The 17,704-nt window shown below is 54.5% G+C and carries 8 protein-coding genes; all 8 read left to right on the top strand.

All coding sequences use genetic code 11. The features are described from left to right. On the top strand, positions 1 to 1,968 hold a 1,968-nt coding region (locus tag ACIQ20_RS12900; RefSeq protein ID WP_395780908.1), incomplete at its 5' end, for a hypothetical protein. Further along, positions 1,965 to 2,375: a hypothetical protein gene (locus tag ACIQ20_RS12895; RefSeq protein WP_395780906.1), complete on the top strand. Its 411-nt coding sequence runs from the start codon at positions 1,965 to 1,967 to the stop codon at positions 2,373 to 2,375. The genes ACIQ20_RS12900 and ACIQ20_RS12895, both read left to right, overlap by 4 nt. Then, the gene (locus ACIQ20_RS12890) at positions 2,372 to 2,584 is read left to right on the top strand and encodes a hypothetical protein (RefSeq protein WP_395780904.1); all 213 of its coding nucleotides are present in this window, start codon (positions 2,372 to 2,374) and stop codon (positions 2,582 to 2,584) included. The genes ACIQ20_RS12895 and ACIQ20_RS12890 overlap by 4 nt, the downstream gene beginning before the upstream one ends. 98 nt (positions 2,585 to 2,682) lie before the next feature. After that, entirely contained in the window at positions 2,683 to 5,526 is a 2,844-nt protein-coding gene (locus tag ACIQ20_RS12885; RefSeq protein WP_395780902.1) for a LysM peptidoglycan-binding domain-containing protein, read from the top strand. 9 nt (positions 5,527 to 5,535) lie between these two features. After that, on the top strand, positions 5,536 to 5,988 hold the full coding sequence (locus ACIQ20_RS12880; protein WP_395780900.1) for a hypothetical protein: 453 nt from the start codon (positions 5,536 to 5,538) through the stop codon (positions 5,986 to 5,988). Positions 5,989 to 6,084: 96 nt separating this feature from the next. Then, complete coding sequence (locus ACIQ20_RS12875) at positions 6,085 to 6,594, top strand: hypothetical protein (RefSeq protein ID WP_395780898.1); 510 nt, start codon at positions 6,085 to 6,087, stop codon at positions 6,592 to 6,594. Then, positions 6,566 to 6,718 (top strand): hypothetical protein, encoded by a 153-nt coding sequence (locus tag ACIQ20_RS12870; RefSeq protein ID WP_395780896.1) that lies wholly within the window; start codon positions 6,566 to 6,568, stop codon positions 6,716 to 6,718. The genes ACIQ20_RS12875 and ACIQ20_RS12870 overlap by 29 nt, the downstream gene beginning before the upstream one ends. A 151-nt stretch (positions 6,719 to 6,869) precedes the next feature. Further along, on the top strand, positions 6,870 to 17,704 hold a 10,835-nt coding region (locus ACIQ20_RS12865; protein WP_395780894.1), incomplete at its 3' end, for an Ig-like domain-containing protein.

The following is a 17,704-nucleotide window of genomic DNA, read 5'->3' as shown; positions in this document are numbered from 1 at the left end:
TATAAGCTCGCCCAAGCCAATGGCCTGTCGGGCGATGCGGCCCTATCAGCCGGCCAAACCCTGCGCATTCCAGCAGGCGTCGTCCGCAACACCTATAACGCCGCCACCATCACCCCCACCGACCCCGCCGACACCCTCGGCGACGTCAACCCCACCTCACCCCAAGCCGCCCCACCGAAGAAGCAGAAGTGTGGGGTGGTTGGCACTATTTTGCTGGTGGTGATTGCGATTGCGGTGACGATTGCAACCAGCGGCGCGCTGGCGGGACTCTCCGCCAAGCTTGGAACTACAGCCGCCTCTTCAATGCTTAACGGAATCGCAGCCGTGGCTAAGGTCGGCTTGACCAGTGTTGTAAGTGGTACAACCGCCGTTGCCATTGGTGCAGTGTCGGCAGCAGTTGGGTCCATCGTCAGCCAAGCAGTCGGCGTGGCCACCGGTATTCAAGATAAGTTCAGTTGGAAGTCCGTCGGTTTAGCCTTCATCAGTGGTGGCTTAGGGGCAGGCCTAGATGGTGCATTTGATAAAATTGGGAATGCGACGATACGCGCCGCTGCACAAGGCGCGGCCACTAGTGCCATCAGCCAAGGCATCGGTGTGGCTTTGGGCCTGCAAGATAAGTTTAGTTGGGCTGCAGTTGCCGCCGCTGGCGTCGGGTCGGCGGTCGGCTCCGCAGTGGGCGGGACGGGTTTTGCTAGAGGGCTAATGGCAAGTGGTCGATTAGAACAAGCGGCAGGTCGACTCTTGAGCGGCACGGCAGCGGTGATTGCCAGTGCGGCCACCCGATCTGCAATAGATGGCTCTGATTTTAATGACGGCGTGCGCGCTGCCATGCCTGACATGCTTGGGGCCGTGCTTGGCAACTTCATGATGTCTAAAGGGCCATTATGGGGCTATCAAAAACCCCCAGTTCAAATCGCCTCGCTAGACGGGGCATTTCCCTCTGACAGCTCTACTTCAGTGGACACCATCATAGTCACCGCAAAGCGGCATGCTGACGGTATATTTGGCCGTATCAATAACTTTATCGCCAGTGTCTCAGCTAGGGCGACCTCGGGTGCCCAAGGCGCTTGGGACGACGTGACAAGTAGTGCATTTGTGCGTGGTATTGAGAGATGGTCTCAGCAGGCCTTAGCTTTGCCCCCCTTACTCCCAAACTTTGGGAGCCTGAGTTCAACCCCGCAAAGCCTGTTTGGTTCAAATTATGGGGTAGCGCTAGCCAATCGCGCGGGTCCTTTCAATGCAATGATAGCTAGAGGGCAGGCACTGACGGCGCCTCGTAGCGTATTTGATTCGCCATTGACACCCGCTCAGCAGGTCTATCGAAACTTTGCTGGCAATAGTTTGCAAGTTGGTGGCCACGGTCTCGCGGTTATATCGCTCGCACCTGTCACCGCAGCCGTTGATGCAACCGCAGGCCGCGGCTATTACGCCCTTACCGGACGTCCAGCAACTACAGTAGGTGATGCTTCCAACGCAATAGTTACGGTAGCTAGTTTAGGTTCTGGGGCGGCTAGGAGCGTTGCGCGGTCGATACCCTTAAGTACACTCCCGCAGGCAGCAGGAACAATGACGATTTCTGGGGGGAGGGTAGCTATCGGCGAAAGCGGCGGCGTTGCCCGTTTGACCTTCCGGGGGGACAGTCGCAGCCCGGATGTTATCTTCAACGAGGGTTTTGCACCTCGCGGCAGCAGCACCGACTTGCTGGCACACGCACATGACAACACGCTGCCGCCCAGTTCGTATGTCTCGACCTCAAAATCGGCCGAAGTCGCCGCAGGTTTCGCTGATAACGTCTATGTTGTCCGATCTAACAACGGGATTGATGTGAACAGAGCTCTTGGACCTACAAGCCCGTTCCCCTGGGAGCTGGAAATAGCAATTCCAGGCGGTGTGCAGCCTAGCAATGTGCGGGCTGTCACCTTACCTCGAAAGGGAGTTTCCATTTTGAATCCGGACTACAAGCAATGAGCGAAGCCTTTAAAATCTTGGCCCTGTCGGCAAATGGTTCAACAGAGCAGTTGATCATATCGCCTTCCGTTAGCTCGCCGTGGAACTTGGTGGTTAGCGGATTAGGGATGCAAGGCCGCATAATCGAAGGAAATGACTTATTCGATGCGTTAATTAACTTGCGAAAGGAATTAGAGGGTAAAGGCGTCCGCCTGCTCTGCGCTGGTGCACGTCGAGACGCCTTCCCCTCGGGCATGGCTAGAAGCATGGGAGGTGCTCGGAAGGCGTACATTTTCGAGCTGGGAAAGTCGGCTACAGAGCTGGTTGACATTTTTGCCGATGCAGTGCCCGATCAAGTTTGCACGGTTGACGAGCAACAGCGCCTTCGCCAACAATGGATAGCGTCTCTCAGAGAGAAAATGAAATGATCTTGCCCCTTCCCGGAGAAATTGCCGAGGCTCGATTCAACCCCGGCGGGTGGGTGTACCGAGTCGCGGGATCCTTTGGTCCTTCTGATGCTATCCCGCCCGAAGCAATAATGGGGGCATGGAAGGTTGATCATCGCGGGCGCATCGATGGTGACTTTATCGCCAATGGCAAATATGATGCTGATCGTTGGCCGGCTGAATCGGAATGAGTGGTACCGTGTAATGAATTGGATTCGTCGCTGCCATTAGAAGGGTGGCCTAGCCGTCGCTGCCGTGTTGACCATGGTCATTATGGAACCGAAATTTGGTGGTTGATCCAAATTATTATGATCCAAATTGGGTCGATCCAAACGCCTATAATGGCTATGAGAACTATTATTATACTGAGCCAGGCGGCTATCCCGGTGGCTATTATGTCAGCTTCACCGCCGCATTCCGGGAAGATTATGCCTATGATGCGGGCGGGCGCCTGACAGAAGTACGCCAAGTTTCGGGCAATTATGGCTCGCCCACCCCAACAGGGCCCGGCGGTGTCGTTGCCTTGATCTATTATGACGTGGCGGGCCGCCAAACCCGCCAGATCGACTATACAGCCCCCAACAGCTGGACGATGGCCTATGACCAAACCACGTCCTATGACGCGGCGGGCAGGGTCTCGTCGACCTATTCGGAGACCCGCCAAGGCAATGACATCGTCCGCACCACCACCAATTATAATTATGGTGGCACGTGGCAGGGTGGGGCCTATGCCCTAGGCCAGATTATGAGTGTGACGTCAAACTCACACAAAAACTGGTCCAATCACTCCAACAGCACGACCACCTATGGCTATGCGTGGTATCAAGGTGCTGTTCAGCAAAGCATCAACCACACCCAAACAGGCAGCCCGGCTGGCAATACATGGTTCAGCTATAATCATGTTGCGGGCCAAGCGGTGATGACCCAAGCGTCGATCAGCGATGGTCGCTCGCGCACGGTCAATTATGCCACCAATTTGATGGGCGAAGTGGTTAAGCGCTGGGAGAGTGCCAGTGGCACAGGGGGCGGTGCCCCTGCTGAATATTGGTATCGCTATGCCGGGAAAGAGATGGGCAAGGTTGGCAATGATGGCAATCTCTACAATTCCTATATCTCCAGCATCACCCAACGCCAAACCCAGGCAGGCCAAGGCGCGTTTGAGTTTGGGAGGACCGGCGGCACGCCAGAGGCCGACTTTGGTTCACGCCTAGAGGGCATTTCCAGCTATAATCAGGGCTCGGCCGCAGGCACGATCACGGCGCGTGGAGGCGAGACGTTGCAAGCGGTCGCCGCCAGCCTGTGGGGCGATAGCGGTCTTTGGTATAAGCTCGCCCAAGCCAACGGCCTGTCGGGCGATGCGGCGCTATCGGCCGGCCAAACCCTGCGCATTCCAGCAGGCGTGGTGCGCAACACCTTCAACGCGGCCACCATCACCCCGACTGATCCCGCCGACACCCTCGGCGACGTCAACCCCACCTCACCCCAAGCCGCCCCACCGAAGAAGCAGAAGTGTGGGATGATTGGCACTATTTTGCTGGTGGTGATTGCGATTGCGGTGGTTGTGGCAAGCAGTGGCGGTTTTGCTGGCGGCTTTGCCTCTATGTTTAATGGTGGGACGTTCGCGGCTGGGTGGAGCGCTGGGGCAGCCGCATCTGGCGGATTGGCTGGTGCTGCAGCCGCAGGCGCTGCCGCCGCTGGTGCTGCGGCAACCGCGGCTACCGGGCTAACCGCAGCAGCGGTGCTAGGCGGAGGAATCGCTGCTGCAGCGGGTTCCATCGTCAGCCAAGCAGTTGGCGTAGCCACGGGTATTCAGGAAAAGTTCAGCTGGAAGGGCGTCGCGATGGCCTTCATCAGCGGGGCTATTGGAGGCGCTGGTAAGTTTGGGGTTGGCGGCAAAGATATCTTATCCAATGTCGCGCGCACCATGGTTAAGAGTGCTGCCTCGCAAGCCATTGGCGTTACACTAGGCTTGCAAGATAAGTTCAGCTGGGCAGCGGTTGCGGCAGCAGGTGTTGGGGCAGGCGTGGCCCAAGCGGTGGGCGGAACTCAGTTTGCGCAAAACCTTACCGCCAAATCAGAACTGGCTGGCGACATATATGTTGGCATGGCCGACGCCATGGGCCAAGCCGCCACCCTCTCCCTCATTCAAGGTTCGGACTTTGGGGATAATCTAATCGCCTCACTGCCCAGTGTGTTGGGTGGAGCGATTGGGCGACAGGTTGGGGGCGCGCTCAGTAAGACATTCGCCAAAACTGAAGAGCCAAAGCCGCTTGAGATTGAACCAATAAATGACAGAATCGAAGTGGACCTGTCGCGCGCGGGACTCGACCCTGTAACTGCAAAGTTGCCGCCTGCAGGTCAGCAAAACGTGCAGAACGGGCCAAGCAACATCAATGCAGTGAGGCAACAACTGGCGCTCACTCCGGAAGGGGACGATTTCCAGTTCAGGATGCAGGCTATAGGCTTCGAAGCAGCGCAGCGACGGCGTGATTTGACGACAATTGCTGGTGTCGAGGATCTCTCAGGCGGCCCGATAGACATTACATCTCAGTTCGAAGAATTCGCTCGGCAGAACCCTAAAGCCAGTAGGTTGCTTCGATTGGTTCATGATCCCGCAAGTAGCGGACGCGCCGAAGATGCGAGTTGGACACTCGACTTGCTGGTGGCTGGTATCGGCGGGATAATGAAAGTTGGTGCCGAAGGTGCTTTCGCAAAGTCCTCTCTTTGGAAATTACCATGGCTAGAGCGGGGTAATAAAATTGAGGTTGACGCGCTAAAGTCTGTTGGAGGCAGAAATGGGCTTCACGCCAATTTTCCAGTCATTGACAGCTTGACATCGTCAGGGCGAGCTATCAGCGTTGTATCTATTGGCTTGTCGGCAAAAACCTACCTCAGTAATCCAAAGGCCATTTCAAATACCTTGTTTGCAAAGTTGAAGAAGGTGGCAGATTTTGCCACGGTCAGGTCCGTGACTTATGGAAAATCAGAAGTTATCCCGAAAATGGTCAAATCTCGGGAGCTGTTAGTAATTATTCCGAAAGGACCAATGACACCGGCTCAACAACAGGCGTTGCAAGCCGTATATCAACAAGGGGTTGATAAAGGTGTAATTGTAACCATTAAAAAATATTAGGAGATGCTAATGTCACCTTGGTCGTCTTGGTCATTTTATCATAGAGATCAATTTGTTGTAATACCAAAAAAAATCATGTTCCCGAATGGGTTGCTCTCTCATGAAGCTCCGTATCAAAAGCTTGACTTGAATGATCCTCAAATCGCGGCTCAATTCAAGGAAGTTTTGTCTTATGACAATGTTCAAAAGATGAGAAACTACGACAGATCTCCCGAAAAAGCAGATATGACTGATTTTTTGAGCTTATTCAAAGTTAAGAGTCAGAAGCAGCTTGCCCGCGAAGTAACATTACTCACTGTTGAGCGTAACGGTGGACGCTTTGATGTGGAGTTGTCAGTAGGTCAGAAAAATGGTTCCTTTTTAGGTGATCCAGAACTTGGCGCTTCAATTCCAAAGGCAATGAGCTTAGAGCAAACGATTGATTTTCTGATCGATCATTTCAAGCAGAGATCAGCGGCGTAAGTTGCGCTGCAGCCCAACATCAACCAACAGGAAGTTGCGGCCGCCAGAACCCTTCACTTGCATCAATAATGGCGGTAGGGCGGGGTCGTCTCCTTGATGTACTATGACGTCGCAGGCCGCCAAACCCGCCAGATCGACTATACCGGCCCGAACAGTTGGATGATGGCCTATGACGAGTCGACGTCCTATGACGCGGCTGGCCGTGTTGCGTCGACCTATTCTGAAAACCGCCAAGGCAACGACATCATCCGCACCACCACCAATTATAATTATGGTGGCACATGGGAGGGCGCAAGCTATGCCCTAGGCCAGGTGATGAATGTGACGTCCAACTCACACCGAAACTGGGCCAACCACACCAACAGCACCACCACCTATGGCTATGCGTGGTATCAAGGTGCGGTTCAGCAAAGCATCCATCACACCCAGACGGGCAGCCCGGCTGGCAATACGTGGTTCAGCTATAATCATGTTGCGGGCCAAGCGGTGATGACCCAAGCGTCGAACGGTCGCTCGCGCACAGTCAATTATGCCACCAATTTGATGGGCGAAGTGGTTAAGCGCTGGGAGAGTGCCAGTGGCACTGGGGGGCGGCGCGCCTGCTGAATATTGGTATCGCTATGCCGGGAAAGAGATGGGCAAGGTTGGCAATGATGGCACCCTTTATAATTCCTATGTCTACAGCATCCTGATGCGCGCCCACCACACCGCAGCCTGCTTAATACCTTAAATAATCATACTGTTGTGCAAGCACAAAAAATAATTACTGCCACGACGTATAGAGAAAAATGCACAGTCTTTCGCTTAACTAATCCCCACTTCCTCCGACTAAAATGGTGCGGGTTTTTGTCATAAAAAATTAACCTGCGGGAGCGGGTTGAATGGTTAGTATTTTCACAGGATTAGGTCCGGGTTTTGAGCGTGGGTCTGGCGCGACATTGGGCGGCTTGGGCGTGCTTGGGTCGGGCGCTAAGGGTCTCAGCGGTGAAAATGTTAGCTTAAATGCTGTCACCGGCAATCTTTTGATCTCGCGGCAGGATGAGTTTTTGGTCGGCCGTGGGCCCGATGCCGCCATCAATCGGACTTACAATAGCCTTGGCGCTTTGGATGAGAATGGCGACAATTGGCGCATGGGCACTGACCGGCGGGTGTTTAGCCTGACGGGGACCGTCAATACCGCAGGCAGCACAGTCAAGCGCGTTTCCAGCGATGGCTCTGAGATCACTTATACCTACCGGAGCGGTCCTGGCAGTGTGATGGCCTATTGGACGACAGATGGCGCTGGCGCGCATGACCGTCTGACTTTTAGCGCCTCGGTCTGGACGTGGACCGACGGTGATAGCCAGATCTCAGAGACATATTCGGCCTATGGGTCCTATTGGCGGATTACACGCCAGGCCGATTTAGACGGCAATGCGCTGACCTTCACTTACACCGGGGCCAATCTCAACCGCGTGACGACGGCCAATCAAGAGTATGTCGAATATAGCTTCACCGGCAATAATCTGACCCAAGTGAAGACGGGTTATACCGACCTGTATTATGGCGGCGCGAAGACACTGACTCGGGTGCGCTATGGCTATGACACATCCAATCGCCTGACGACGGTAACGGTTGATTTGTCGCCCGATGACAATGCGATCACCGACGGCAAAACCTATGTCACGACCTATGGCTATCACCTCACGACACGGCTGATTAAAACGATCGATCAAACGGATGGGTCGAAAGTTGAGTTTACTTATGATGGCCTGAACCGGGTCACCCAGATTAGCCAGCGGGCCACGGCTGCCGACGACCGGCGCCTCACCCTTATCACCTATACGGCGGGTCGCACGGATGTTACCGACCCGCGCAACAATGTGACGAGCCTGTTTACAGATGCTGCTGGGCGCTTAACCAAGATCACGGCCCCGCCGGCACAAACAGGGGCGACGGCGCAATCTGTTGTCTTTGAATATGACACGGACGGCAATGTTAAAAAGGTCACTGATGCGGCCGGTGGGATCACGCATTATCAGTATGATAGTGCAGGCAACACCACTCAAATTACCGATGCGACAGGTAGAATTACGACCCGCACCTATAATGCGCGCAACAGCATTTTAACGGAGACGGTTACTGGGTCGACAGGGGCAGGCCCCACCACGACGCTGACCAGCCGATATGTGTATGATGTTGAAAACCATCTGGTTTATTCCATCAGCGCGCAAGGCCGCGTCACCCGCTATATCTACAATGATGATGGCACCATTCCTCAGGTGGGGGAGAGCCATAGTGCCCTTTATCCTGTCGGCACCACCGCCCCGACTGAAGTCGAGATGTATAATTGGTGGATGGGCGTGGATACGGCCGCTGGTGGTAATTGGGCCAGCACCACCATGCGCACGTCAAGCTATGACGCGCGCGGCAACATGACTTTGACGACCTATTATGGTCAGGGCATGGTCCTGACCGAGGGCTATTACCAAAAGCACGCCCATTATGACCAGTTTGGTCAGATGCGGTTCCGCCAGAATGTTGGCGAGAATTGGGAATATTTCTATTATGATGGTCTCGGTCGTCTCACCTCGACCCAAGACCAGGCCAATGCCACCACCTCCATCGTCTATAATAATGCCGCAACCCAAACTGTGGTTACGACAGCTTCCGGCTATGTAACCACCAAGACCTATAACAAAGCTGGCGAACTGATTTCAGAGACAGACACAGAGACAAATTCACCGTCATTTACGACAGGTGGTACGGCCACTTACAGCTATGATCGCAACGGTCAGCTGCGCGCCTTGAAGGATGCGACCCACCGCTGGACCTATTTCATCTATGACAAAATGGGCCGAAAGGCCGCCGATATCAGTCAAGACGGTGCCGTTGTTGAGTACCGATATGATGCGGCTGGCCGTTTGGCCGCGACAGCGCGCTACAATAATCGCGTAACCGTTAGTGCGACCATGAAGGATCCAAATGGGGAAGTGGATCTTGCCAGCGTCCGGCCTGCCGCCCACGCCATGGATATCTGGGAATGGCACGTTTATGATGCCGCAGGGCGGGTTATTCAAAAGATCATCGGCGATGGATCAACGACAACTTATGCCTACGATTCCGCGGGTCGATTGATCACTACGCTTGGCTATTTCAACAAGCTAACCCAAGCCCAAGTAACCGGCTTTAAGACCACGCCACCAACAGCGACGATCGTGCCGGTGCTTGACACTCCGGCGGCTACAAGTCGCGACACTGTTACCCGCAGCTTCTATGATCGTGATGGATTGCTGATCGGGATGCTCGATGCTGCAGGTGGGCTGACCCGCATGGAGTATGATGGCAAAGGCCGCAAAACGGCTGAGACAAAGTTTGCAGCCATCGCCAGTTCAACGTTGTGGGCAACCGGTACGTTTGATCAATTGGTTGCCTCCATAACGCCAAACACCCGCCGCGATGTCACCATGCGTTATGTCTACAACAGCATGGACCAATTGCGCTTCACGATTGATGGCTTGGGCCGTGTAACTGAAACGCTTTATTTCGACGGCACCGATACAGGCTTTGCCTTCAAGGGCCCGCGTCGAACGATTGAACATGTCACGCCAATTGCTGCCCTAAGCACTTACACGGTCGCAACAGTCAAAGCAGCAATCGCTAGCCAAGCAAACAATGCCAATAATCGATCGACCCGGCTTGCTTATGATGTCATGGGCCGATTGGGTTACAGCATTGACGCCAATGGCGCTGTGGTCGGCTACACCTATGACATTGAAGGCAGGGTCACGGAGACGAGACAGTTTGCTACCCTGATCAATATGTCCACGATGGGTGTGTCCAGTCAGTGGAAAACCAACATTGACACTTGGGTTGTCACCAATAGCGCCAATGTTCGCGTCACTCGAAACTTCTATGCGGCTCGTGGCGACCTCCGCTTCACGATGGACGCTGAAGGTTTTGTCACCCAATTTGACTATGATGCTGAGGCCAGACTTGTTGCCCAAAGGCGGTTTGCGACAGCGCTCAATTTAGCCACTGTCTGGACAATCAGCACCGTTAACTCAGCAGCCAAAGGGACGGCGAGTGTTACAACATTTGGGTATGACAATCGCAGTCAATTGGTCGACACATGGGACGCTAACGGCACACGCCGTCATACGGGCTATCATTCCAATGGCATGCGTGCGTGGGATATTATCGCGCATACCCAAACAGGAGAGCTGCGGCATTTAACCAATTATGATGGCGCTGGGCGGTATCTGAACAGCCAACGCATCATGGGTGGCGTGCAGTCGCAGATTGAAGTCGTTACCTATGATGGTCTGGGTAATATCGCCACCCGTGGCGATGCAAATTCAACCCTTACAAACTTTACCTATGATAAAGCGGGTCGGGTAAAGACCGTCCGCGACGCCCTCGCGGGTACAACGACCTATGACTACGACGCCGCTGGCATGGGTACGAAAGTCACCGATGCGCGAGGCAATGCGAGTTACGCCTATTATGATGCAGCGGGCCAAGTTGTTCTGACAATTGACGCCGAAGGCTTTGCCACGCGCACAACTTATAATGCCTTCGGTGAAGTCGCGACGGTTACGCGCCATATAACGAAATTAACCGTCACCCCCAGCGTGGACACCCAGCCCACCATCACGACATCGACCAATGATAATATCACGACGTATACTTACGACAGACTTGGTCGATTGTCGCGGGTTACCGATGCACTGGGGGCTTATGAAGAGTATACCTATAATAGCTTTGGGCAGAGGCTCACAAGCCGTAACAAATTAGGCGGTATCACGACCTATACCTATGACCGGCGGGGATTGGTCGTCAGCGAGCAATTGCCGGTCAACAATCATTTAGCTCAGGCAATCATCAACAGGTTTGAGTATGATGCCCGCGGCAATCGAACCAAGGTTACCGAAGCTTCTGGCCTCGCTGAGCAGCGTGTAACTACCTACCAGTATGATGCCGGTGACCGGCTCACCCATAAGATTTCTGAAGCGCGTCAGACAATTGCAAGCGGAACAGCAAACGCTGTTTCTCTTGCCCCTACCGAGCAGTATTTTTATGATCGTCGGGGCAATGTGATTGAAAAGCGCAGCCCAGACGGGGCGCGGCAACTTTATTGGTACAACAATCGCAACCAGGTCAGCCATAGTCTGTCAGCACTTGGAATATTGACCCAAAACATCTTTGATGCGGATGGCAATGTAACCGAGACACGGGTTTATGAGACGCCAGTGGCCCTGCCTGCGGATGCAACAGGGGCTGTGCCCACTGGTGTCGGCAACTTCCGGGTCACTCAATATGTTTATGACGCATTGAACCGCGTCACGGAAGTGCGCGTTCCTGACACGGTTACTGCGGTCTTGAACACGACCGTAGTGTCGGGAACCTCGACAACAACTCTTAATGTCGCAACCCGCACTTTGAGCACGACCTATAGCTATGATGCTTTGGGCAATGTCACGCGGACGACCGATGCAGAACTTCGTACGGTTCATAGCTATTATGACAAGCTCGGTCGAAAGACTTCAGAAGTCGACCAAGAGCAGTTTCGGACAGACTGGACTTATGATGCCAATGGCAATGTGACGCGAGAAACACGTTATGCCACACGTTTGGCTACAGCGCCCACGATCGGCGCTGCGGTGCCTGCAGTTGTGACTGCAGCTACCGATCGGATCACGTCTTTTGGCTACGATAAGCTAGGGCGACGGATCTGGCTGCAACGTGCCAATGTTCAGGTACATGACAGCGCCGCCAATAGTGGCGCTGGTGGTGCCCACAGAACGACGACCTCCACAATCAATTATGCCTATAATGGCCTTAATCAAGTTGTTCTGAAGACCGAAGCTACCGGGGACACGGTTACGAACACTTATGATGTTGGCGGGCGCCTGACCCGCCAGCGCAAAAGTGGTTTCGTCGATTTCCAGGGCACCACGGTCAACCCCACTATCGACTATGCTTATGATGGCTTGGGCAATCTGCGGACGACAACCCAACTCGGCCAAGGCGATGCAGCAGCGCGAGTCTCAACCTTTGTTTATGGTACTGGGGGGCTTTTAACTTCGGCGACCGATGCGGCAGGTTTTGTTCGCACCTATCGTCATGATGTAACAGGCCGAGTGACGCGTGAGGAATATGCCCGTGTCGATGCCTGGGGCAATCTGACTTATGAGGCCAGTGGCACAGACTACGATCTTGAAGGTAGGGTTGTGGCCAAGGGTGTCGTTATGAACCCAGGTAACTTGGGTACTTGGACGCGTGGTGATGGTCGCTCCAATGATACCGTGCAGATGAAGTATAACGCCTTTGGCGAGGTTGTTGAAAGCGGCATCAACGGGATCGTTTTTGAGAAGAATGATTTCGATAAGGCAGGCAGGCTGTGGCGCACCAATAGCGGGGACGGGGTTTGGAAGTATTATCTCTATAATGGGACGGGCCAGCGAACCATTGCCATCACTAGCGAAGGGACGGATCTTGCAAACAACACGCTAGATGGCGTGCTGAACCTTTGGGGCGCTAACCGAGATGCTTTACGCACCGCCTTTGTGGACGGCGTTACAGCGACGCTCACCCGCTATGACGGCAGGGGGATGGCAACAGAGGTTCTTGAGCCGCAGCGTGAGTTGAATCTTTCGACCCGCGTTAATTTGACGAGTAACCGCGGCTATAATGCCTTTGGTGAGCTCGCATGGGAGCAGAATGCCGGAGGCTTCAGGATTGACTACGGCTATAACACGATGGGCCGTCAGATTAAGATTGATAGCCCAAGTGTACAGGTTACCAGCGAAGCTGGTGCCACGACACCGCAGCGGCTCGCAGAGCATCGTTTTTATGATGTCTCAGGCCGATTGGTCGCCAGCCGGGATGCCAATGGTTTTATAACGCGCATGACCTTGTTGGGCGGCACGGGGTATGAAAATAACCAAGCCCAAGTCTTGCGGGTTGATAATCCGGATGGCTCCTACACCGAAAACCGCTATGACATTCATGGCGACATACGTGTGAGTGTTGGACCTATGTCCGCGGGTGGGCAGCAAGGTTATATTACGCGCTTCACCTATGACCGTATGGGGCGAAAGATCACCGCCACTCATCCAAGTACCTTAATCGATACGACGAACTTGATTGAGTATTTTTCCTATGATGGCCTTGGCCAGCAAATTCGGAAATATAATAGCTTCCAAGGTCTGACGGCTGCAGAGCTGACCGCCTATGACCAGCAGGGTCGGGTTACCTATTTGCGCGGCGCTGCCGGCGATATAACTCAAACTGCCTATCAATTTACCGATGTTGGGACTTGGGGTCTTGGCACTTTTGGCGGTTGGATTAAGGGCACCACCTTCGCCAACGGAAAAACCATCCGCGAATGGACCGATGTTTATGGCCGCACCACCGCCTCGGAGGACATGAGCGGGCGTATGACGTGGAACTATTTCGACATGGCTGGTCGAGTGGTTCGCAAGAATAGCAATGGGGCAGGGAGTACGGACCTTAATCTGTCTTGGTACAATACTGGTAAGTTGGCGGTTCAGACCCATGGCGTCAATTTGGGTCCTAGGACGGCATGGGCAATTGTCGCAACAGGTTACGGTTATGATGCCGTCGGCAACCTAACTCAAGAAACGACTGTCAGAAACGGTGTTCGCGCCGAATGGGAGCCGCCCGAGCCGCCTTTGGCTGGCTATTGGATTTATACCGATTTCATTGAAACGGTTTCAGACCAGAGAGCAACCTATGACGCGCTGGGTCGGATGCTTACGTGGAGCGAGATCGGCGGCAATGCAGGTGTGCTTTCTGCTGCGAGCACGGCTTGGCAATATGACGCCAATGGCAACATCCGGAGTGTGACATCTAACTTTGCCAAACTGAATTCCTTTGGTGTTTCAGAGGCGACTACAACCAAGTCAGACTGGTTCAAATATGACTCCATGAACCGTGTCACGTTGGACCGAGGCATCATGCTCAATGGCCAGATCGTGCGCGGTGCCAATGGTATCACAATTGCCTATAATGGCCGGGGTGAGCGCCTCTACACGCTTCGTGGTCAAGAGATCACAGCCGTTCCAGTAGTGCCACCGCCGCCGCCACCCAATAGTGCTCCGGTAGCCACTGCAGATACCGCGTCGGGTGTGATCAATACAACTGTCTCTGTCTCTGTGTTGGCAAATGATACAGACGCCGATGGCGATCCGCTCAGCATTACCGCAGTCAGCTTTGACGCCGCGCGTGTCCAAGTCACGCGGGTGCAGAACACCACAACTGGAAGGTTTGATAGCCTCAGCATCGTCGGTCTCCAGCTCGGTGCCACGACGATCACCTATACAATCAATGACGGCAAAGGTGGGACAGCCACCGGAACGCTAACCTTTACCGCAAACCCCATTCCCAACAGAGCCCCGGTGGCCGTGGCGGATACCTCGTCTGGCCAGATTAATACGACGGTCTCAGTCCCCGTATTGAGCAATGATACCGACGCCGACGGCGACCCATTGAGCATTACGGCAGTCAGCTTTGACGCCGCGCGTCTCCAAGTCACGCGGGTTCAGAATACGACAACCGGCAGGTTTGATAGCCTCAGTATCGTCGGCCTGCAACTTGGTGCCACCAGTATCACCTATACCATCAGTGACGGCAGAGGTGGGACAACCACCGGCACGCTAACGTTTACCGTAACGCCCATTCCCAATAGAGCCCCTGTGGCCAATGCAGATGCCTCGTCGGGCCAGATCCAGACGATCGTGTCTGTCCCCGTATTGAGCAATGACACCGATCCAGATGGTGATCCGCTCAGCATTACGGCAGTCAGCTTTGATGCCAGCCGTGTCCAAGTCACCCGGGTCCAGAATACGACGACTGGCAGATTTGACAGTCTCAGCATCGTTGGCCTCCAACTCGGCGCCACCAACATCACCTATACCATAAGCGATGGCCGAGGTGGGACAACCACCGGAACCCTCACCTATACGGTCAACCCACCGCCCAATAGAGCACCAGTGGCTGTTCCAGATGCATCGTCGGGTCAGATCAATACGTCGGTTTCTGTCCTCGTCTTGAGCAATGATACCGATCCAGACGGTGATCCGCTTAGCATTACGGCAGTCAGCTTTGATGCAAGCCGTGTCCAAGTCACGCGGGTACAAAACGCCGCAACGGGCAGGTTTGACAGCCTCAGCATCGTTGGCCTGCAACTCGGTGCAACCGACATCACCTATACCATCAGCGATGGAAGAGGTGGGACCACCACTGGAACTCTCACCTATACGGTGAACCCACCGCCTAATAGAGCCCCTATCGCCAATGCAGATACGGCGACTGGCCAGATCAATTTAGCGGTGCCGGTCTTCGTTTTGGCCAATGATTCCGATCCAGATGGCGATCCTCTCGATATTACGGGGCTGCTCTATTTTGACCAAAGAATTGTCGGTGTTACCCGCGTTCTCAACAATGCGACCGGTCGATATGATAGGCTTGAAGTGACTGGCCGCCAGATCGGGGCAGCCACGATTAACTATACTGTGGGCGATGGCCGAGGCGGATTGGTCAGCGGGGTCCTTAGCTATACGGTGACCGCAGCTCCACCACCGCCAAACGCGGCCCCTGTGGCTAATGCGGATAGTTCGTCCGGTCAGGTTCTGACGACAGTTTATGTCCCTGTTTTAGGTAACGACACAGACCCGGATGGTGATGCCCTCAGCATTACCAATGTGAGCTTTGATTCAAATTTCGTCCAAGTGACAAGGTCACAAAACGTCTCTACTGGACTGTTTGACGGGCTCTTTGTTACTGGAAGCCAAGTCGGCAATACCAACATCACCTACGCGATTAGTGATGGCAAAGGTGGCCAAGCCACGGGTACGCTCTCCCATTCGGTAACACCGGTGCCGAACCGCGCCCCTGTAGCCAATTATGACAGCGCGTCGGGTCAAGTGCTCACGACGGTTTCGGCCTATGTTCTAGGCAATGACACAGACCCCGATGGTGATCCGCTCAGCATTACAGATGTTTCCTATGACACCAACCTCGTCCAAGTGACGCGGGTGCAGAACGCCTCAACTGGCAGATTTGATAGGCTCGATATTGTTGGTCTTGCCGTCAGCACCACCAACATCACCTACACTATTAGTGATGGAAGAGGGGGCCAGGCTACTGGAACACTCGCCTTTACGACAACACCCGTGCCGAACCGCGCACCTGTTGCCAATTATGACAATGTGTCCGGTGAGCTATCGGAAACGATACTTGTAGCCGTTCTCGACAATGACAGCGACCCAGATGGTGATCCGCTCAGCATTAGCCGGGTAACCTTTGATGCCAGCTTTGTTCAGGTAGAGCGGCTTCAAAGTGTTGCTACTGGACGATATGTGTTTTTGGAAGTTGTTGGCCTCAGAGTCGGCACCACCCGCATTAACTACCAGATCACGGATGGACGAGGCGGTGTCGCATATGGCGATGTCGACTTCACGGTCAGGAGCCCGCCACCACCCCCGCCGCCACCGCCAAATAGAGCTCCTGTGGCTAATTCCGAGACGTCATCTGGTCAGATTCAAACGACCGTTTATGTCCCCGTGCTGGCAAACGATTCAGACCCTGATGGTGATGCCCTCACCATCACCGATGTTTCCTATGACACAAACCTCGTCCAAGTATCGCGGGTTCAGAATTCAGCAACCGGTCTATTTGACGGGCTCTACGTTACCGGCAGCCAAGTCGGCAACACCAACATCGCCTATACGATTAGTGATGGGAAGGGCGGGCAGACCAACGGCACACTGGTCTTTAATGTAACCCCAGCACCGCCACCGCCACCAAACTATGGGAATTATGTTCTCAATCACCCGGACGTCTATGCTGAGTTCTACCTGTCAAATGGGGCTTATGGTGACATAGCGGCCTTTGGCGCCCGCCATTATCAGCTCCATGGCGCAGCCGAGGGGCGGCAGCTTTATTGGTCATCGGCACCGGCCGCACCAAATTTTGCCTATTACGTTCTTAACCACGCCGATTTGGTAATTGCGTTTAATCAGTCCGGTGGTGCCTATGGCGATATGGCGTCCTTCGGCGCGCGCCATTATCAGATGCATGGACATAATGAGGGTCGGCAAGTCTATTGGTCGCAGCCACCAGCTCCGCCGCCACCGCCGCCGCCGCCACCGCCAGGTGGTGGAGGTGACAATGAAGTGCCGATTGAAAATCCGGGCTTAGATAGCTTCGCCTTCGCCATGGTCGGGCGCTCTTCCATGTTGGTTTCGGCTATGGCCAAATCGGCACCCATGGCACCGATGGCCGCCATGAGCGTGACCACCGTTGCGACAACATCGTTCAGCGGCGAAACTGGCCTCAACGGCTTTAGCTCCGGTATCGCGCGCGACGATTATGAGTATGACTCATCGGGTCGCCTGATCGCGGTCTATCATAACGTTGCCGCCTTTGGCGCGACAGAGCCCACCACAAAAGGCGGCCAAGTTGCCGCGATGGCGTTTGACGCCTTGGGCCGTATGACGCGCCAAACTGACTTCACAGGTCCGGGCAGTACCCAAGTCGCCGTTGACCGGATGATGACCTATGATCTGGCAGGGCGTGTTACCGCTGACACCACCCGCACTCGCCAGAACGACGGTCAAGGCAATGGCCTGTTGGTGGATAACATCAGCACCACCACCTATGACGCGATTGGCACGGTGCTATCGCTGGCCACGCAAACCAATCGCTACCG

Source organism: Aquidulcibacter sp., from assembly GCF_044346625.1.
Lineage (GTDB): Bacteria > Pseudomonadota > Alphaproteobacteria > Caulobacterales > Aquidulcibacteraceae > Aquidulcibacter.
The sequence above is the reverse complement of the archived record's forward strand: the minus strand, read 5'-3'. Positions and strand labels throughout refer to the sequence as shown.